Origin of the sequence: Variovorax sp. RTB1 (assembly GCF_035018765.1) — a bacterium.
GTDB lineage: Bacteria > Pseudomonadota > Gammaproteobacteria > Burkholderiales > Burkholderiaceae_C > Variovorax.
Map to the genome: position 1 here is coordinate 201,651 of NZ_JASJXG010000003.1, position 17,593 is coordinate 219,243.

Consider the following 17,593-nt stretch of genomic DNA (forward strand, 5'->3'; position numbering starts at 1 on the left):
TCAGATCCGCTCGACTCTGGGCGGCCATGCGTAGCTGAAGTCCTCGGCGTCGAGCGTCAGGTTCGGGCTGTAAGCCGGGTCGTTCGCGATCACATCAGCCCAGCGGCTCTTCATGTACGCGATCTCGCGCTCGAAACGCTTTCGCTTGTCGGGCGCCATGTCGTCGCCGCGGGTCGCGGACTCGTGGTGCAGGAGCTCAGCGTACGGCGTCCACACGTTGCGGTAGCCGGCTTCGCGCAGGCGGAGGCAAAAGTCGACATCGTTGAAGGCAACCGTCAAATGCAATTCATCGAGGCCACCGACCTGTTGATAGACCGCTTTTCGGACAACAAGGCAGGCAGCAGTAACGGCTGAAAAGGATTGGATGAGCGCAGCGCGTCCGGCGTATCCGTTAAGTCCTCGCGGAAGATCCTTGTGCGCGTGGCAGGCCAAGCCACCCAGACCCAGAACAACGCCGCCGTGCTGCAGCGCCATGCCCGGATACCAGAGTCGCGCGCCCACCGCGCCTACGCCAGGTTGCAAGGCGATGCTCACCATCTCCGAAAGCCAGTCGGGCGACATCACTTCAATGTCGTTGTTGACTAACGCAATGACGTCACCCCGCGCGGCAGCGACCGCCGCGTTGTTCAACGCCGAATAGTTGAAAGGCCGCTCGTCGCGCAGCACCCGCACATTCGCTCGTTCGGCCAGATTCGCGAAATACGCGAGCGCGGCCGGGTCGTCGGACCCGTTGTCCACGATGATGATTTCGTAGCGGCCGTACGTCGTCTTCTTGTCGATCGACTGAATGCATTGGCGCATCAGGTCGAGCCCGTTGCGCGTGGGGATGATGATGGACACGAGAGGCAGCTCATCCGGCAACACATACCGCGTGCGATACCCGAACTGCTGGTACTCGGCAACGGCTTTGACGCCGATGCGTTGGTAGTGCTCGTTCAGTGCCCGCTCGCCTGCAATAGCCGCGTAAGGCTTGGCGTTCATCGAGCGCGCGGTGCTCTCCGCGTGCACGCGCCAATGGTAGAGCACGCGCGGCACGTGCTGGACCTGCGAGGCATCGACGTGCTCCATGCAGCGCATCACCAAGTCCCAGTCTTGCGAGCCTTCGAGGCCGGCTCGAAACCCGCCGACCGAGCGCACCAGTTCAGCCGACAACACGCCAAGATGGCTGAACATGTTTTGCGAGCGGAACAGGTCGATGTTCCAGTCGGGTTTGAAGTAGGGATCGGACCGCTGGCCGCTTTCGTCGATCTTGTCTTCGTCGGAATAGATGAGTCGCGCATCGGGGTGCTTCGCGATGCGGTCGACCATCCAAAACAGCGCGTGCTCGGGCAGAAGATCGTCGTGGTCCATCAACGCGATCCAGGGGCCGGTCACGAGTTCGAGGGCGCTATTGGATGCAGAAGAAATGTGACCGTTCTTCGGACGAAACACCACCTTGATACGTGGGTCCGAGTCACGGTAGAACTCCAGGATAGACCGGACTTCCGCCGCCGTGGATGCATCGTCCGCGATGCACAGCTCCCAATGCGGATAGAGCTGCGCTCGCACCGACTCGATGGCAGCACGCAAATGCACCGGGTTCGGGTTGTAGGTCGGCATCAATATCGAAATCAACGGCGGCGCTGGCATTGCCGCGACACGCTGCGTGATGGCCGTGCGAGTCTCGGCTGTCAGGGTGTCGTAGGTCACGACCCAGTTCGCGTAGTCGTTGGTCTTGCGCATCCGGCGCCGCAGTTCCCACACCATGCCCTGCCAGCCCGCCTTGCGGTAGACGCGCCATGCTTGCGGCAGCTTGGCCGCCATGCGCGGCCCGTGCTGCACCCCGAGCCGAATGAGGTGGGTCAGTCGCGTAATTAAGTTCATGGCTTACTTCGACTGGGTGATCGCCGGGTCGACAAAAGAGGCAAAGCGCCTGACATACGCCGCGCGCAAATGTGTGCCGTCTTTGTAGATGGGAATGCCATCCGCATCGGTGCGAAGACACTGCCCATCGGCATTGCACAGCGTCGCCATCGGATCGATGACGATGGCACCGCTCGCGACCGCGATTTGCTGCAGCCGGTCATGAATGCGCTTCTGCGAAGCCGTCAGCATGACCCGTGGGTCGACCCTAGGCGCGGTCAGCGTGCCGAGGCGGCTGCCGCTGATCATCGACTTGGGTTCGAAGCCGTCGCCTACCGGAATGTTCAACACCAGGTAGACCTTTTTGCCCGCGGACTTCAGCGATTTCAGGAAGAGCTCCAGTGAGTTGAACGAACGCTCGACGCCATCGCCGCCGCGCAGCATGTGCCGCGTCGTGCCTTCGCGAAAGTAGTAGTGGTCGGGCGCTGGTGCGTTTGCCGATGGCGGCGCTTCGCCCACATCGAAGTAACAGGCCCAGCAACCGCCGATGACGACCGAGTCGATATCGGCACTGCGGGCAAACGTCTCCATGTGCTCGCGGCGTTCGGCACAGCCGGGATCACGGTCTTCGGACAGGTGCGGAATGGCTGGGCAGGCACCGCGGGTCGCAAAGTACAACGTGCCGAGTTGCTCCGGCGCTGTGCGCGCCAACTCAAGGGCGCGCGGGCCGTATTGCTCGATATGGCTGTCGCCCAGCAGCAGCACGCGCTTGCTGCCGGCTCCGATCTTGTAGATCTCTTCGCCGCCGCGCTTGACCAGTTGCATGGTGTCGGGATAGCCCCAATCGGTGCTCGCCGAGGCGATTGCCTGCAACGTTGGATCGCTGTTCCGGGCGGGGATGAGCCGCGCAAAAATGGCCGTGCCGACGACGGCCAACGTGACCATGCCGATCAACAACCAGCGAACGGTTGCCGGGTCGTTGCTCTTGCGTATCGGCCGTTCAAGAAAGCTATACGTCAGCCATGCCAGCACGATCGCGACCACCACTGCGCCTCCGCGGATCACCGCTGTCGGCATGCCGTTCTCGACGATGCGCGCATACGCCAGCAACGGCCAGTGCCACAGATACAGCGGGTAGCTGATCAGCCCAAACCAGACGAAGACACGCGAGCCGAGCAGGTTGCGACCGAGCCAGGTAAGCGGCCCCGCCGAAATGCAGAGGCACGCGCCCAGCACCGGCAAGATGGCCCACCAGCCCGGGAAGGTCTTTTCTTTCTGGATGAAGTACAGGCCCAGGCCAATAAGTACCAGGCCCGCGAGCACACGCACTTCGGAATTGATAGCGCCGCGCGGCGTGGTGTGACGCAGTGCCGAATGGGCGAGCAAGGCGCCAGCGGCCAGCTCCCAGATTCGCGAGAGCGGCGAATAGAAGACCGCCTCGGGGTGCCGATGAATGGTCGCGACATTCAGCACGAAAGACAGCCCGGCCACGATGCCGATCCACCACGTCAGCTTGTTCCGACCCAGGCTGGCGCGTGCGCGCCAGACCACCCCGAGAAACAGCGGCCAGAAAATATAGAACTGCTCTTCGACCGCGAGTGACCACAAATGCAGCAGCGGCTTGCTTTCCGCGGCGGTATCGAAGTAGCCCGCCTCGTTCCACAAAGCCAGGTTCGACACGAAGCCGGCGCTGGCCAGCAAATGCTTGCCCAGTTCCCGAAATTCATCCGACAGCAGCACGTACCACCCGACCACGCAGGTGGCCGCCATGACAGGCAGCAAGGCAGGCAAGATGCGCCGGATGCGCCGCGCGTAGAACTCGCCGTAGCTGAATCCGCTGCCGGCGAGGCTTCCGAAAATGATCGTCGAAATCAGGTAGCCTGAAATAACGAAGAAGATGTCGACGCCGATAAAGCCACCGCTCACCGCCTTCGGAAAGGCGTGATACACGACCACCGCCAACACCGCCACCGCACGCAAGCCGTCGATGTCGGGGCGGTACTTGGGATGGGCGAGGTGAGGGAGCTCTTGTTGTTGTGGCGGCATGCTGAACGCGTCGACGGGCGCATGATTATCTTCGCAACGTTGGATCTGGTTCAGCGGCTCTGCGGCGCCGCTGGAGGCGGCCGCACCTCGAGCGCCCGGTAAACTTCACCCTAACAAATCAGAGGAACAACATGCGACTGCTTTCAGTGGTGCTCTCTGGCGGCGCCGGATCCAGGCTTTGGCCGCTGTCCCGCCAGGCCTTTCCCAAGCCTTTCATGAAGCTCGGCGGCTCGACTTTGCTGCAGCAAGCCATCGAACGCGGCCAGGCCTGCGGCACCGGCGATTTGCTCATCGTGACCAACAAAGACCATTTGTTCCTCACCAAAGACGTGCTCGGCCAGATGGCAGACCCACCGTCGGCCACCCTGCTGCTCGAGCCCAAGGGCCGCAACACGGCTCCAGCCATCGCGCTCGCGGCATTGCAGTGCATCAAGAAGTTCAGTGGCGACACCGTCATGCTGGTGCTGTCGGCCGACCACCTGGTGCCCGACGTCGATGCCTTCGTCGCCAGTGCGAGCGAGGCTTTTCGCCTTGCTGAAAAGGGTGCGCTGGTCGTCTTTGGCGTAAGCCCGACGACGCCGGACACCGGCTTCGGCTACATCGAGGTCGATAAGGTTTCGCGCGACAGCCAGATGGCCAAACGCTTCGTCGAGAAGCCCGACCTTCCGACCGCCCAGGACTACTTGGCGACCGGCCGTTATTACTGGAACAGCGGCATGTTCTGCTTTACGGCAGACGCTATCGTGGCGGCCTTTGAAAAGTACGCCCCCGCGCTTTTGGCTGCAGCGCGCAATGCGCTCGACACCTCGACCGCGGCAGGCAACGCTGTGCAGTTCGATCTACATGCCTTTGGCTTACAGCCCGACATCAGCATCGACTACGCCGTCATGGAACGCGCCGACAACGTGCATGTAGTGCCCGCCAAGTTCAGTTGGAGCGACGTCGGCACCTGGCCGTCGGTTGCCAGGTCGCACACCGCCGATGCCAGCGGCAATACGATTCCTTTCGACGCGATCGCCATCGACACCACCAACACGCACGTGCAGATCGACAGCCACGGGCCGAAGATGGTGGCCGTGCTGGGCGTTCGCGATCTGGTCATTGTCGACACGCCCGATGCGCTGCTGATCACTCACAAAGACAGCGCCCAAAAAGTAAAGCAGGTCGTCGATGCGCTCAAGTCGCGCAAGCACGAAACCGTCACTCTTCCCGCCGTCGTACACCGCCCTTGGGGCACCTATGCCTCGCTCAAGGAAGAGTCAGGCTACAAAGTCAAGCGCATTACCGTCAAACCCGGCGAATCGCTTTCACTGCAATACCATCACCAGCGGGCCGAGCATTGGGTCGTGGTGCAAGGCAAAGCGATCGTCCAGGTGGGCGATGTCGAGCATGAAACACTGCCTGGCCAGTACCGCTACATCCCCCTCAAAGAGAAACATCGCTTGACGAACATCGGCAAAAACGAACTCGTGCTCATCGAAGTGCAATGCGGTGGCTACCTCGGCGAAGACGACATCGTTCGCCTGGCAGACACCTACGGGCGCGCATGAGTCAGGCACATTCAAACCTGCATCGCAGCGCTTGGACGGATTGGTGGGAGGGCACCCGCCGCACCGACATCTGGTGGACGCTGGCGTGGTTCGACATCGTGCTGCGCTATCGGCGCTCGATGCTCGGGCCGATCTGGCTCACGTTGAGCATGGGCGCCATGATCGGCGGCATGGGGCCGCTATACAGCTCACTGTTCGGCACTGAACTCTCCAAGTTTTTTCCGCACCTCGCGCTGGGTCTCATCTTCTGGGGGTTCTTTTCCAGCATGGTGATCGATTCCTGCAACACCTTCATCGGCTCGGCCAACTACCTGAAGCAGGGGTACTTTCCGATCAGCCTTTTTGTATGGCGGAGCATGGCGCGCAACCTCATTCAGTTTGCGCATCAGATCGTGCTCTACATTCCCGTAGCAATCTGGGCAGGCATTTCCTTGTCGTGGTCGGCACTGCTGGTCATCCCTGCGTTTTTACTTCTCCTGATCAACGGGCAGGCGCTGGGCCTGGCGCTTGGACTGGTCTGCACGCGCTTTCGCGATGTGACGCAAATCGTGACCAGTGTGATGCAGATGCTGATGTTTTTGACGCCAGTGTTCTGGCTGCCAGAAAGCTTGCCGGGGCGAGCGAAATATGTGCTCTACAACCCGTTCGCGCAGATCCTTGAACTGCTGCGTGCACCTTTGATGGGCAGTGTTGCCGAAGCGCATAACTGGTGGGGCATCCTCGCATGGACCCTTTTCAGCGTCACTGCATCGGCCATGCTTTTCTCGAAATACCGTCGCCGCGTTGTTTACTGGCTTTAAGAATCCATGGCTTCTATTTCGCTCAAAAATGTCTCTGTCAACTTTCCGATTTATGGAGCTGGCTCCGCATCGCTGAAGAAGACACTGGCCTCATCGGTCACAGGTGGCCGCTTCGGCAAGGAAACCGGTGTGAACGTGGTTCAGGCGCTGAGCAACATCAATCTTGAGCTGAAAAGCGGCGACCGGCTGGGTCTGATCGGCCACAACGGCGCGGGCAAATCGACACTGCTACGGGCATTGGCGGGCGTCTATGAGCCGTCGTCGGGCGAATTCGTCAGGGAGGGCACCGTCGCCAGCCTGATAGACCCTTCGCTCGGTATAGAGGCCGACGCAACGGGTCTGGAAAACATCATGTTGCGCGGCCTGGTCATGGGCATGAGCAGGAAGCAACTCGATGAACTCACGCCAAGCATCTGCGAGTTCAGCGGACTTGGCGAATACGTGAACATGCCGGTGCGCACCTACTCCACCGGCATGATGATGCGGCTAGCATTCTCGATCTCTACCAGCGTTCAGGCAGACATCCTGCTCATGGACGAATGGCTCTCCGTTGGTGATGCGGAGTTCACCGAGAAGGCAGAGAGGCGCATGCAAGATGTGGTTGCGAAATCAGGCATTTTGGTGCTGGCCTCTCATTCACCCGAATTGATTGCCAGGGAATGCAATCGCGTTATTCATCTGGAGCACGGACGCATCATTGCTGAGTGATCGTTCAAGGGAATCGCGCTGAAGGCGCAGGTCCGCTTACCGGGCTAAACAAGATGCGGCGATTTGTATGGTCGGCGTCGTATGCCCGCGTTCGCATCCAACGAAGAATTCCTGGTTAACCCACCACTACAAGAATCCATGGATATTGAAGCCGCCCTGAGAAAATCCTTACTGGTTATTCCGTCGATCAACGGCGGTAAGCTTCTTGAGCGAATGCTGCCTACGCTCAGGATCCCGAGCGAACTGGTGATGGTAATTGACCAAGGAAGCACGGATAGCACCGAAGCGATATGCAAGCAGGCTGGAGTCCACCTGAAACAATTGGGGCGGCCACACACCTATACCGAGGCGTGCAATATCGGAGCAGATCTTGCAAGGGAACGCGGCTGTGAATTCGTATTCGTGGCGAACAACGACATCACTTTCACGACGGACGTGATGCGCGAGCTCCTAGGCGAGCTTTTGAATGACCCGGACCTTGGCATCGTAGCCCCAGCACAGATGCTGATTGACGAGGCCGCCGGCGTGAAAGAACTGGCCTACCGGGTGTTTTGGGATCTCGAGCAGCTTACCTTTGCGCACGATTTCGCGCCGCCAAGCGGTACTCCTCATCGTCTTGAAGCAGACTTCTGTGAACTCACGTTCGCCGGTGTAAGAATTTCAACCGTCGATGAAATCGGATTTCTCGACAACGACTATGGCTTCTACCATGAGGATGCGGATTTCGGATTCCGGCTCAGAGAGGCTGGATATACCTGCGCCTACCTGCCGAATTCCCAGATCGAGCACTGGACGAGTTCCACCTTTTCAGCGAAACCCAGTCAGTTCAAGCTTGACTATCTGACCAAGAACAAGCGGTTGTTTTCGCAAAAGTTCCTGGGTCACTATGTCGCACATCAGTCGCATAGTTCCAATGAAACAAATTCGTGGAACATCGTCAATAAGAACCTGCATCCCTATCTGAAAAAATACGGACTGGTTCATCCCAACGCACCCGAACTTATTTTTACGCACCCTGGCGTCCAGCCATTCGATTTCCTCTACACGGTTTGGGAGACGTCTCAACCGCCTGCGTCGTGGCTCGAATACACAGACCGCTACAAGATGATTCTGACCACGTCGCGTTGGGGCGTAGATGTGCTGAACAATGCGGGGTTCAATCGGGTTCACTACGCACCCCTCGGCGTTGAAAGCGACAGCTTTCACCCCTGGGGCCCTTCGGAGCGCATCGCGGATGGCAAGACGTTTCTATGGTTTTCGCGTAACCAGCATCGAAAAGGTCTCGACGTCATGCTCAAGGCGTGGCGGGCATTCCATAGCGTGCAGCGGTCCGCCCGGCTGATCCTCATTGGCATCGGCATCGAACAGGCGCTGCCGACGCCTGACAGCTCGCGTGTCTGGAAGAACTCCCGAATATCCGAGCACTATGCCGAGGGCATTTCAGTTTACGAGAGCCTCGCCGCGGCTGACGAAGAAACCTTGGCCGCTCTTTATCGCAGTGTCGACTTCACGGTTTGCTCATCGCGCTCCGAAGGTTTCGGCTTTAGCGTAGCCGAATCCATGGCCTGCGGCACGCCATCCATATTCGGAAACTTCAGCGGCACCGCGGACTTCGCGATAGCCGGAGGCTTACTGTTGAGCGGCACACCAATCAAGGCCGACTATTCCGACAAAGGATTCGGAGATGTTGGCGACTGGTGGGAGCCTTCTACAGAACATCTGACGGCCCTATTGTTCGAGGCGAACGACATAGATGCAAAACGATATAAGACCCTTTCGGACGCCGGTGTTCGGAATATTCGTACTAAGTTCTCTTGGCGAGAAAGCAGTATGGCTATCCGCAGGGCATTGATTGCCGAAAATGCGGGGAAACTTTCTGCCTCGACCCTATCGATGAAGAAGGCGCACATCGGCGCGAATTCCACACCGGCGGCTGTTGGGCCTCAGCCCCTGAGGCTGAAGGTGACGCGCGCCATTCGGCGAGTGGGAATGCTCTTGACTTTCTTTGCCGATCGAGCAGACACGCAAGGCTACAAATCAGCGATTTCGGCTTCCTCCAGGAAATTGATCAGCCCAAGGGTGAAGGCGCGCCTTAAATCGCTGAAACAAATACCACCGCCAACGGACGAGTGCACGAACGCGACCCACACGCTCCATCGGGGAACATTGTTCATCGGCTACGCAGAGGGCGCCTTGGGGCTGGGGCAAGCCTTCAGGGCGAATCTTGCCGCTGCGGAGTCTGCAGGGTTGGAATTCTCGATCTACCCTTTTCAGGCCGGCATAGAGACTCGACTGATTGAGCCTTACATGCCGCATCGGTACGACGTGAGCGAACCGTACGAAGTGAATGTGATCGAAGTAGCAGCAGATCAGGTTCCAGTGGTTTTTCAAACACTTGACCCGAAGCTTTTAAAGGATTCATACAACATTCTTTGCACCTACTGGGAGCTTTCCACAGCACCCGAAGAATGGCGAAATAATTTGGGGAATATCCACGAGATCTGGGCACCTAACAAATTCATCGCCGATGCCTTCGCTCACATCTTCGAGGGGCCGATCATCGTGATGCCGCCGGCCATGGAGAACATCGATGGCGTTTACCCGTCGCGCTCGCACTTCGGCATGACAGAAGAGCGTTTCTATTTCATGTTCAGCTTTGACTACTACTCATCGCCGTTCCGAAAGAATCCGCTTGGTGTGTTGCAGGCGTTTCAATTCGCGTTTCCGCATGGCGATGAGAATGTGGGCTTAGTCATCAAGTCGACCGGCGCGGCTGACCATCATCCGGACGTTAAGGCAGTCATCGAAGCCGCCGCCGCCAAGGACCGTCGCATTCTCATCATGGATCGGAGCATGCCCCGCAAGGAGATCCTCGGTTTGATTAACGCGTCGGACGTCTATGTGTCCCTGCACCGGGCCGAGGGATTCGGCCTCGGCATGGCGGAGGCCATGACTTTCGAGCGCATTGTCATCGGAACCGACTATTCGGGATGCACCGATTTCCTGACAGAAGAGACTGGATACCCGGTGCCATACGATTTGCGTCCGCTGGGAGCACATGAATATCCGTGGTGGCACGGGCAAACGTGGGCGGAGCCTGATCAAAAAGCGGCGATCGAGATCATGCGCCACGTCGCAGCAAATCCATCCCAGGGGAAGGCGCGAGGCAAGGTTGCGCGAGAGCATGTGCTACGCCTGTACAACCATGCTGCCGTGGGCGAAGCGATGCGCAAACGGCTTGACGTGCTGTCCGCGGAGCGCAGGGCAGTACAGGGGCTGTAAATTCGCTTTAGCGCCCTCGTCGTCGAATCAATTCGATAGACCTTGGCGTTGCCCGCTCACACCGTCGTATTCCCCGTTGCTGCTCATGATCTTCTCCAGAGAGCTTCGGCACATATATTCTTGACGGCGTGCCCAGGTTTCGTCGGCAAGGCGCATTGCCTCCACGCAAAGTTGTGAGGCTGCCTGTCGCGAATAATTGGCTCGAACGAACTCGAGTCCCGCATCACGCAGGGCTGTCCACGCAGATTCGTCGCCATAAATGCGTAGCACTTCATCCGCGAATTGGTCGGGATCATCTGCAACGGCGAGGTGAGCGCAACCCTCTGCTCCGATACCTTCAGCCGCAATGCGGGTCGCAACGCTTGGAACGCCGTGCGCGAGTGCAGTGACCAACTTCCCTTTGATCCCTGCTCCGTAGCGCAGCGGTGCAACGAACACTCTCGTTGTTGCGAAGTACGGCGCCAACTCTTCTACGTAGCCAGTCACGATGACACGATTCGTGGACAGCGACATGACCTCCTGCGGCGGCTTGTTGCCCACCACGAGCAGTCGCGCGTACGGTGGCAGGGAGCGCTCAAGCCGGGGCCAAATCGATTCCATGAAGAAGCGAATCGAGTCGACATTTGGAGTGTGCGGAAAGTTGCCCAAGAACATCACGTCGGTGCGCTTGGCGTAAGGTTTGTCGCCGTCGCTCAGTTCAGCCAACCACGGCAGCACTACGATGTTCTCAAGCGGTCGTGGCATCGCTGCCTGAATAATGTTCTTCTCAACTTCGGTATGGACGAAAGACGCGTCCACGCGAGCAAACATCTCAAGTTCTCGCTTCTTCGTCAATGCCGCCGCTAACAATGCCTGTTTGTCACTGGCCGTTGTTGCAGCCCTCGACTCACGCAGATAGTGCAAGTCGACGTTGGCAAACAGGATTCGCGTCGCTGGCGACCGAGCCCTGATTTCGTCGTGAACCATGTCCGCCACGTAGTAGCGATACAAAAGCGCGTAGTCGAAGGTACACCCGGACTCCAACAGCATGCCGATGTGCGACGCGAAAGGAACATAGTGGCAGCACACGCCTTTACGCTGCAGCGCTGTCACGTAAGGCTCGGACCAATAGGGATGATGGTTCGCAAAAAAATGTTCCGAGAAACCCAGTTCGCGGTATGTGCGCATGACCTCGTCGGTAACGACTGAACCAGAGTCCTGGTCGGGCGCAGGCGCCTGAGCGTCGATGACAAGCAAGTGCCTCTTCATTCGCCAGCTTGCTGCAGCCACCGAACTGGAGCCAGGCTCCGGGTGAAAGACCAGCTCGGCCTGAAAGCGCTTTCCGAACTTTTTCAGATTTTCAACTTGATACGCCTTCACACCCTTCGTCGTGTCACGACCGTGTGTCACGCCCTCGTAGTGGATAACGCGAGAAAACGGCACAAACCATACTTCGTACCCTGCACGCCGAAGCCTGAAGGCGAGATCAGCATCTTCGCAATAGGCTGGGCGGTAGTAAGGGTCAAATCCACTCAGCTCATCCCACACTGACTTGCGCAAAGCGATAGAGGCGCCCGAGATGAAATCGGCTTGCCGGGCGAAGCAGAATTCCGGCTTGTTCGAATCACCGCCACGCCCGTAGTTGTGAGCAGAGCCATCCCGCCAAAAGATCCCACCTGCCTCCTGGAGTGAGCCGTCGTCGTTGAGGAGCTTGGACCCCACCATTCCCGCTTTCGGGAACAGTGCGAAGCCATTGATCAACTCATCCAGCCAACCTTCAACGACTCGAGTGTCGCTGTTGAGCAGCACGACGAACTTGCCTCGCGCTTTCTCGACAGCCCAGTTGCAGCAATCGAGAAATCCGCCGTTCTCATCGCGCCGTTCATATCGGACCCATGGAATTCGTCCGAGCAGTTCAGTCTCGCTCTTGGCAGGCGACGCATCGTCCGCAATGATGATCTCGGCGGTGAACTTCGATCGCTGCCATACCAGCGAGTCAAGACAACTCAACGCGAAGTGCGCTTGCCCGTACACCGGAATAATTATGGTGACATCTGGCGCGTCGGCACTCAGATCGAGCAACGGCCGCTGGTTCGCCATAAAGTCAGCAGCGTGCGTCAAGCCCTTTGCGGTGTCGCGGTCAGCAAAATCGAAACCCATCCGACCGAAGTACGCTTCCCCTTCGCTGATTTCATAACTCACAACGTCGTCCGGGAGGTGGTAGCCCCGATCATCTTCAGACCAGGGGAAGCGAATCAGCGGATCGAGGTCGATCTTGCGGCCCTCTTGGCGCCCGTGGCGAAGCCAGTGGACCAACGGGTTGATCCCTGCCATACGGACATCGACGTACCTGCCGAGATACGTGCGCGTGGAACAAGCATTCGACGGCTCGACGAAGTCTCGATATCCGCTGACGAGATAGTGAACCAACGGATCCATTTCGCTAGCATCGATGGCTGGGTGAGACCCGCGATAGACGGCCTCGTCATACATTCCGCTTGCGCGCACTTCGGCGACGATCGTTGCTAACGCGTCGGCAGCGAATGGCGCAGGTCCGGGAATTCGGCCTTCAAGTCTCCCGCATAGAACGTAGTGCAAAAGGGCTTTCCGAACACCGCCGATGTCTGGGTTTGACGCCGCATAGAGATCAGGATCGAATTGAATCGATGGATGGCGACCAGCCATAAGACCGTGCTGAATGAAATGCTCGAGAGGAGAAAGCTCAGATAAGCGGACGTCTGGATATGCCAACGCATAGAAAACTGGATCGAAAAGTCCTGATTTTTCGATCAGCTGCGATGGTTGTTCGGCTTGGCTCCCGCTGGCTTTCGGCTGGCGCGCCAACCTTCCCAAGTAGCGATATACGCGCTCTAGCTGTATTCTCAAAGGACTCCCCCGACTCATCGTTGCGGACATGCCCGCATTTAGTTTTATCATCAGCCACATAGCCGCACCATACTCGCGCGACACTTATCGCGAATCTGAGAATGGATCTAGAAAGAGTGCCCCGACTTGTTGTGGCGTAAGTCAGCCTCCACCATCATCGTACAAAGCTGCTCGAGCGTTGTCGTCGGCTCCCAGCCAAGCTTCTCTTTGGCACGGGCGGGATTGCCGATGAGCAAGTCGACTTCCGCAGGCCGATAAAACTTGGGATTGACCCGTACCATCGTCTTGCCGCTGCCCACGTCGATGCCGACCTCGTTTTGCTCTTCACCCTCGAAACGCAGTTCATAGCCTGCCGCGCGAAAAGCCAGGTCGACGAAATGACGGACTGTTTCAGTACGGTTCGTCGCCAGCACGAAAGTGTCAGGCTCGTCGGCTTGCAACATGCGCCACATACCCTCGACATACTCCTTGGCGAAACCCCAATCGCGCTTGGCGCCGAGGTTACCCAACTCAAGAACTTCAAGCTTGCCCAACTTGATCTTGGCGACAGAATCGGTAATCTTCCGCGTCACAAACTCGCGACCGCGCAACGGGCTTTCATGGTTGAACAAAATGCCGCTGCAACCAAAGATGTCATAGCTCTCGCGATAGTTGATCGTCATCCAGTGCGCAAACAGTTTGGCTACGCCGTAGGGACTACGCGGATAGAAGGGCGTCTCCTCTACTTGGGGAATGGCTTGCACCTTGCCAAACATCTCGGAGGTGGAGGCTTGATAGAACCGAATGCTGCGGTCTGTCAGACGTATCGCCTCGAGCAAGTGCAGCGCACCCATGCCGGTGATCTGCGCAGTGGCATCGGGTTGGTTAAAGCTGACACCGACAAAGCTTTGCGCAGCAAGGTTGTAGACCTCGTCGGGTTTCGCTTCCTTGATGAGCGTCAGCGAACTGCCGAGATCAGTCAGGTCATGCTCGACCAGCTTGAGGTTCGGATGATCCTGGATTCCCAATTCTTCCATACGCCAAAAGTTCACCGAACTCGTCCGGCGGAAGGTTCCGTGCACTACGTAACCCTTACTCAACAGCAGCTCGGCCAAATAGGCGCCATCCTGTCCAGTGATACCTGTTACTACTGCGTGCTTCGTCATAGATCTAAGTTGGGAGTTGCTTACAGGGGAGTGATTGTGCCGCATCATCTGTGCTGGCTTGACCGTGGGATACGTTGAACGGCCTCGACGTCCGCGATGTTTTGCGACGCACAAGGACTAAAAACGTTGCCGTTTGTGAATTTGTCAGAAGGTTGATAGCAGTCGGTGCGTCATGTAGCGAGGACACGCGGGCATGGGATTAGTTAGTCCATAACAATACGTAAGTAGTTGATGTAGCTTTCGATTTTCGCCCGAACAGCCTCGCCGATCTCCTTTTGCTATTTGGCTATTTGGCTAGAAGTTCTGCGGTGTGGGTCTGCGGCATGCTGCCCCAAGGAACGCCGACGGGCGTTGGTGATGCTGCGTGCTACAACGCCCCGCGCGACGCCGGATCGTCCCACTCGCGATCGCTGCTCTTTTTCATGGCCAACTGGTATAGCGGCTGACCTGCCACTATTTCAAGTCGGTCTCGATAAAGGGTCGTGAACGCGTCTACTGCGATCTTGGGTGAACCGAGCGTTGGGTCTTTGCCAGGACCAGCGCCTCCTAAGTAATCGTCGCAAATCATCAGACCGCCCGGCTTCAAAACGCGGAACGCCAGGATCAGGTCTTCGAGGACGTCAGCAGCTCGGTGCGACCCGTCTACGTAAACGAAATCCGCCGTTCGGCCCGATACCGCGAACTGCAGCATGAAGTCGATCGAATAGCCCGTGTAAACGTCGACCTTCGGCGCGTGAGGCGACTTCAGAACGTTTTCTTCGAAACGCTTCCAATAGCTGTCAGGCTTTTCGCGATCAGCGAAGACGTCAACACAGTGCAACCGACTAGCGTTGTTTCGCAGCACATTTTCGAGCAGCCAAACGGACGACCTTCCGTCGTAGGATCCAATCTCAATCGCCGTGCGCGGCTCATCTCCCCAGCCACTGAAAAAGCTTTGCCATGCGGGAATGTTATGGCTGAACCAATCGCTCGTGTAGGTCGACACTCGAAACCTCGACTCAAAATAGTGAGTCCACGATATGGCTTAACCGCCACGAAATTCAGCCGTATGTAAATTAGGATGGGCGCACATAGCAAACGGGTCACCATGCGAATTTTTGACTGCTTTCTCTACAACGGCGAGATCGAGGCGCTTGAGATCAGGCTTCACGAGTTGAATGACGTCGTTGACGAATTCGTGATCGTCGAGGCCACCAAGACGTTCAGTGGCAACGTGAAAAAGCTGACCTTTCCAACGCAGCGCGCGGGCCTTTCAGCCTTCGTGGGCAAGATCCGTTACATCGCCATCGAGGACGATATTGTTTCTGGAAACGCATGGGACCGAGAGCGCTTTCAGCGCAACAGTATTGTTCGCGGCCTTGTAGACGCCGCTGATAGTGATCTCATCTGCGTATCCGACGTTGACGAGATCCCTAGAGGAGAGGTTGTAGCTGGACTCCGCAGCAAACCATTGCAGGTGTATGGCTTCCAGTTGCTGCTGTCGTATTTCTATCTGAACTACCGAAATGTCGGCGGCCCGGAGTCCGCGAGCGCCTGGTGCTGCGCGTTTCCGAAAAGCGAATTGCGCGAGCACACACCTGACCAGATGCGTTTTGGCGTCCGGACCACTGGTATACCCGCCACCTTCATTGAGAACGCCGGGTGGCATTTTTCGTACCTTGCTGATGAAGACGGCGTGAAGCGCAAGATTGCCGCCTTTTCTCACCAAGAGTACAACAATCCCGAATTTCTGGGTGCGATCAATATCCATGAAACGGTGACCAAGCGCCAGGATTTCTATGGCCGATCGGACTTCATCTGGGACATAGTCGACCTCCGCGCACTGCCTACGCGAGTGCAGCGCAACCCCAAGAACTATCGCCATTTGCTCGTCGGCTCCGAGGGGCGGCGACAACGGCGGCAGCTGTCATGGTGGGAAAGGATTGTTGTAGCGCTGAAATGAAAATAGACCCGCGCTTTAACGCCGGGGCCATGGCCAATGGTTGAGTGCGCTACTTCGGCCAGTCCTCGATCAGCGCCCTGACGTCGCAGGCGCGTGGGTTAGCGAAGCCTGCCAGCTCGCGAACTTCAGCTACGCACGAGTCGATCGCTCTCCGACGGGATCGGCTGGCCGAGCGACGACGGGGGCCGGGCTCGCTGGGCACACTGCCGCAATGGCGGCGTCTTTTGCCAAGGAGCTGACAAAATCCATCGTTTGGCGCGCGTGAAATAACGACATCGATAGAACGTCGGGCTCGAGCGAGCGTACGGCACAATTCTCAGCAGTTACTGATAACAAGACGCAAGCGAATTCCCATGATCCTCGACGCCATCCAGCCAAACCTAGCCATGTTCATACGGCCACTGCGCCTAGTCTCCAGCGGCTGGACTGGGCACGTGCCCTTCGGTTCTTGGCTCGTTGCAGTGCAGCAGCCTCGCATCCTGGTCGAGTTGGGCTCGCACTTCGGGATGTCGTACGCGGCCTTCTGCCAGACCGTGCAGAACGAGTCGCTCAACACCAAGTGCTATGCCGTCGACACATGGCAGGGCGACGAGCATGCGGGCTTTTATGGCGACAGCGTCTACAACGATTTGGCGGCGTTCAACGACAAGCATTTCGCGGCATTTTCGCGCCTCATGCGCATGACCTTCGACGAGGCTACAACCTACTTTGAGGACGGCTCGGTTGATCTGCTGCACATCGACGGGCTCCACACCTACGAAGCCGTGAAGCACGACTTCGATAGCTGGCTGCCCAAGCTGTCGGACCGGGCCATCGTGCTGTTCCACGACACGAACGTGCGCGAGCGTGACTTCGGCGTCTGGCAATTTTGGGCCGAGATTACAAAGCAATATCCTAGCTTCGAATTTGACCACTCGGCAGGTCTTGGGATGCTGGCAGTCGGCCCCAACCAACCGGCAGAAGTGCGCAAGCTCTTTGACCTGACCAAAGAGCAGGTTGGCACTAACGCGGTCAAAGAAGTCTTCTCCAGCCTGGGGGAATCCACGCTGCGCCGCTGGGAGCTCGAGAGCACGCGGCAGGAACTGACCTCCAAGGCGTCGGACGTCGAACGTGTGCTCGCCCAGCTGGCCAATGTCGACGAGGAGTTGCGCACGCTGCAGAAAGAGCACCTTCGTGCTGCGGGCTTGCTGGAGCAGTACGACCACACCGTCAAAGAAACCCACGCCCGCAATGAAGCACTGAGCAACGAGCTTGCCCGCAACGAAGCTCTTAGGAGCAGCGAACTTAGCCGCAACGAAGCGCTGACCAGCAAGCTCGCCCGCAGTGAAACCGCACGCAGTGCAGTCGAAAACTCGCTCTCCTGGCGCATCACCAAGCCGCTGCGCGCCGTGCGCAGCATATTCAAGGGCTAGA

Annotated in this window: 11 protein-coding genes; 6 read left to right on the forward strand and 5 right to left on the reverse strand. The window is 58.0% G+C overall.

All coding sequences use genetic code 11. The annotated features are described in order from the left end of the window. On the reverse strand, window positions 1-1,863 hold the full coding sequence (locus QN397_RS03565; protein WP_323500106.1) for a glycosyltransferase family 2 protein: 1,863 nt from the start codon (window positions 1,861-1,863) through the stop codon (window positions 1-3). Between the two features lie 3 nt (window positions 1,864-1,866). Further along, window positions 1,867-3,888 carry an acyltransferase family protein gene (locus QN397_RS03570; protein WP_323500107.1) on the reverse strand — a complete coding sequence of 674 codons (2,022 nt, stop codon included), beginning with the start codon at window positions 3,886-3,888 and terminating at the stop codon, window positions 1,867-1,869. A 131-nt stretch (window positions 3,889-4,019) separates the two neighbouring features. Between QN397_RS03570 and QN397_RS03575 the strand changes: the two genes are divergently transcribed. From QN397_RS03575 to QN397_RS03590, 4 genes are all read left to right on the forward strand, one after another. Further along, a complete protein-coding gene (locus QN397_RS03575) occupies window positions 4,020-5,438 on the forward strand; it encodes a mannose-1-phosphate guanylyltransferase/mannose-6-phosphate isomerase (RefSeq protein WP_323500108.1) in 1,419 nt (472 codons plus the stop codon). After that, window positions 5,435-6,238 carry an ABC transporter permease gene (locus QN397_RS03580; protein ID WP_323500109.1) on the forward strand — a complete coding sequence of 268 codons (804 nt, stop codon included), beginning with the start codon at window positions 5,435-5,437 and terminating at the stop codon, window positions 6,236-6,238. Before QN397_RS03575 ends, QN397_RS03580 begins: the two co-directional genes overlap by 4 nt. A 6-nt stretch (window positions 6,239-6,244) precedes the next feature. Continuing rightward, window positions 6,245-6,946 carry an ABC transporter ATP-binding protein gene (locus QN397_RS03585; RefSeq protein ID WP_323500110.1) on the forward strand — a complete coding sequence of 234 codons (702 nt, stop codon included), beginning with the start codon at window positions 6,245-6,247 and terminating at the stop codon, window positions 6,944-6,946. Window positions 6,947-7,084: 138 nt separating this feature from the next. Next, on the forward strand, window positions 7,085-10,228 hold the full coding sequence (locus tag QN397_RS03590; protein WP_323500111.1) for a glycosyltransferase: 3,144 nt from the start codon (window positions 7,085-7,087) through the stop codon (window positions 10,226-10,228). Between the two features lie 27 nt (window positions 10,229-10,255). On the opposite strand, the gene QN397_RS03595 is transcribed toward QN397_RS03590, so the two are convergent. From QN397_RS03595 to QN397_RS03605, 3 genes are all read right to left on the reverse strand, one after another. Beyond that, complete coding sequence (locus QN397_RS03595) at window positions 10,256-13,123, reverse strand: glycosyltransferase (protein WP_323500112.1); 2,868 nt, start codon at window positions 13,121-13,123, stop codon at window positions 10,256-10,258. 77 nt (window positions 13,124-13,200) lie between these two features. Next, window positions 13,201-14,238 carry a GDP-mannose 4,6-dehydratase gene (gene gmd / locus QN397_RS03600; RefSeq protein ID WP_323500113.1) on the reverse strand — a complete coding sequence of 346 codons (1,038 nt, stop codon included), beginning with the start codon at window positions 14,236-14,238 and terminating at the stop codon, window positions 13,201-13,203. Between the two features lie 367 nt (window positions 14,239-14,605). Beyond that, entirely contained in the window at window positions 14,606-15,223 is a 618-nt protein-coding gene (locus tag QN397_RS03605) for a class I SAM-dependent methyltransferase (RefSeq protein ID WP_323500114.1), read from the reverse strand. A 75-nt stretch (window positions 15,224-15,298) separates the two neighbouring features. On the opposite strand from QN397_RS03605, the gene QN397_RS03610 reads away from it, so the two are divergent. Both QN397_RS03610 and QN397_RS03615 read left to right on the forward strand, forming a co-directional pair. Beyond that, a complete protein-coding gene (locus QN397_RS03610) occupies window positions 15,299-16,180 on the forward strand; it encodes a hypothetical protein (RefSeq protein WP_323500115.1) in 882 nt (293 codons plus the stop codon). 353 nt (window positions 16,181-16,533) lie between these two features. After that, window positions 16,534-17,592 carry a class I SAM-dependent methyltransferase gene (locus QN397_RS03615; RefSeq protein WP_323500116.1) on the forward strand — a complete coding sequence of 353 codons (1,059 nt, stop codon included), beginning with the start codon at window positions 16,534-16,536 and terminating at the stop codon, window positions 17,590-17,592. Window position 17,593: the final 1 nt, after the last annotated feature.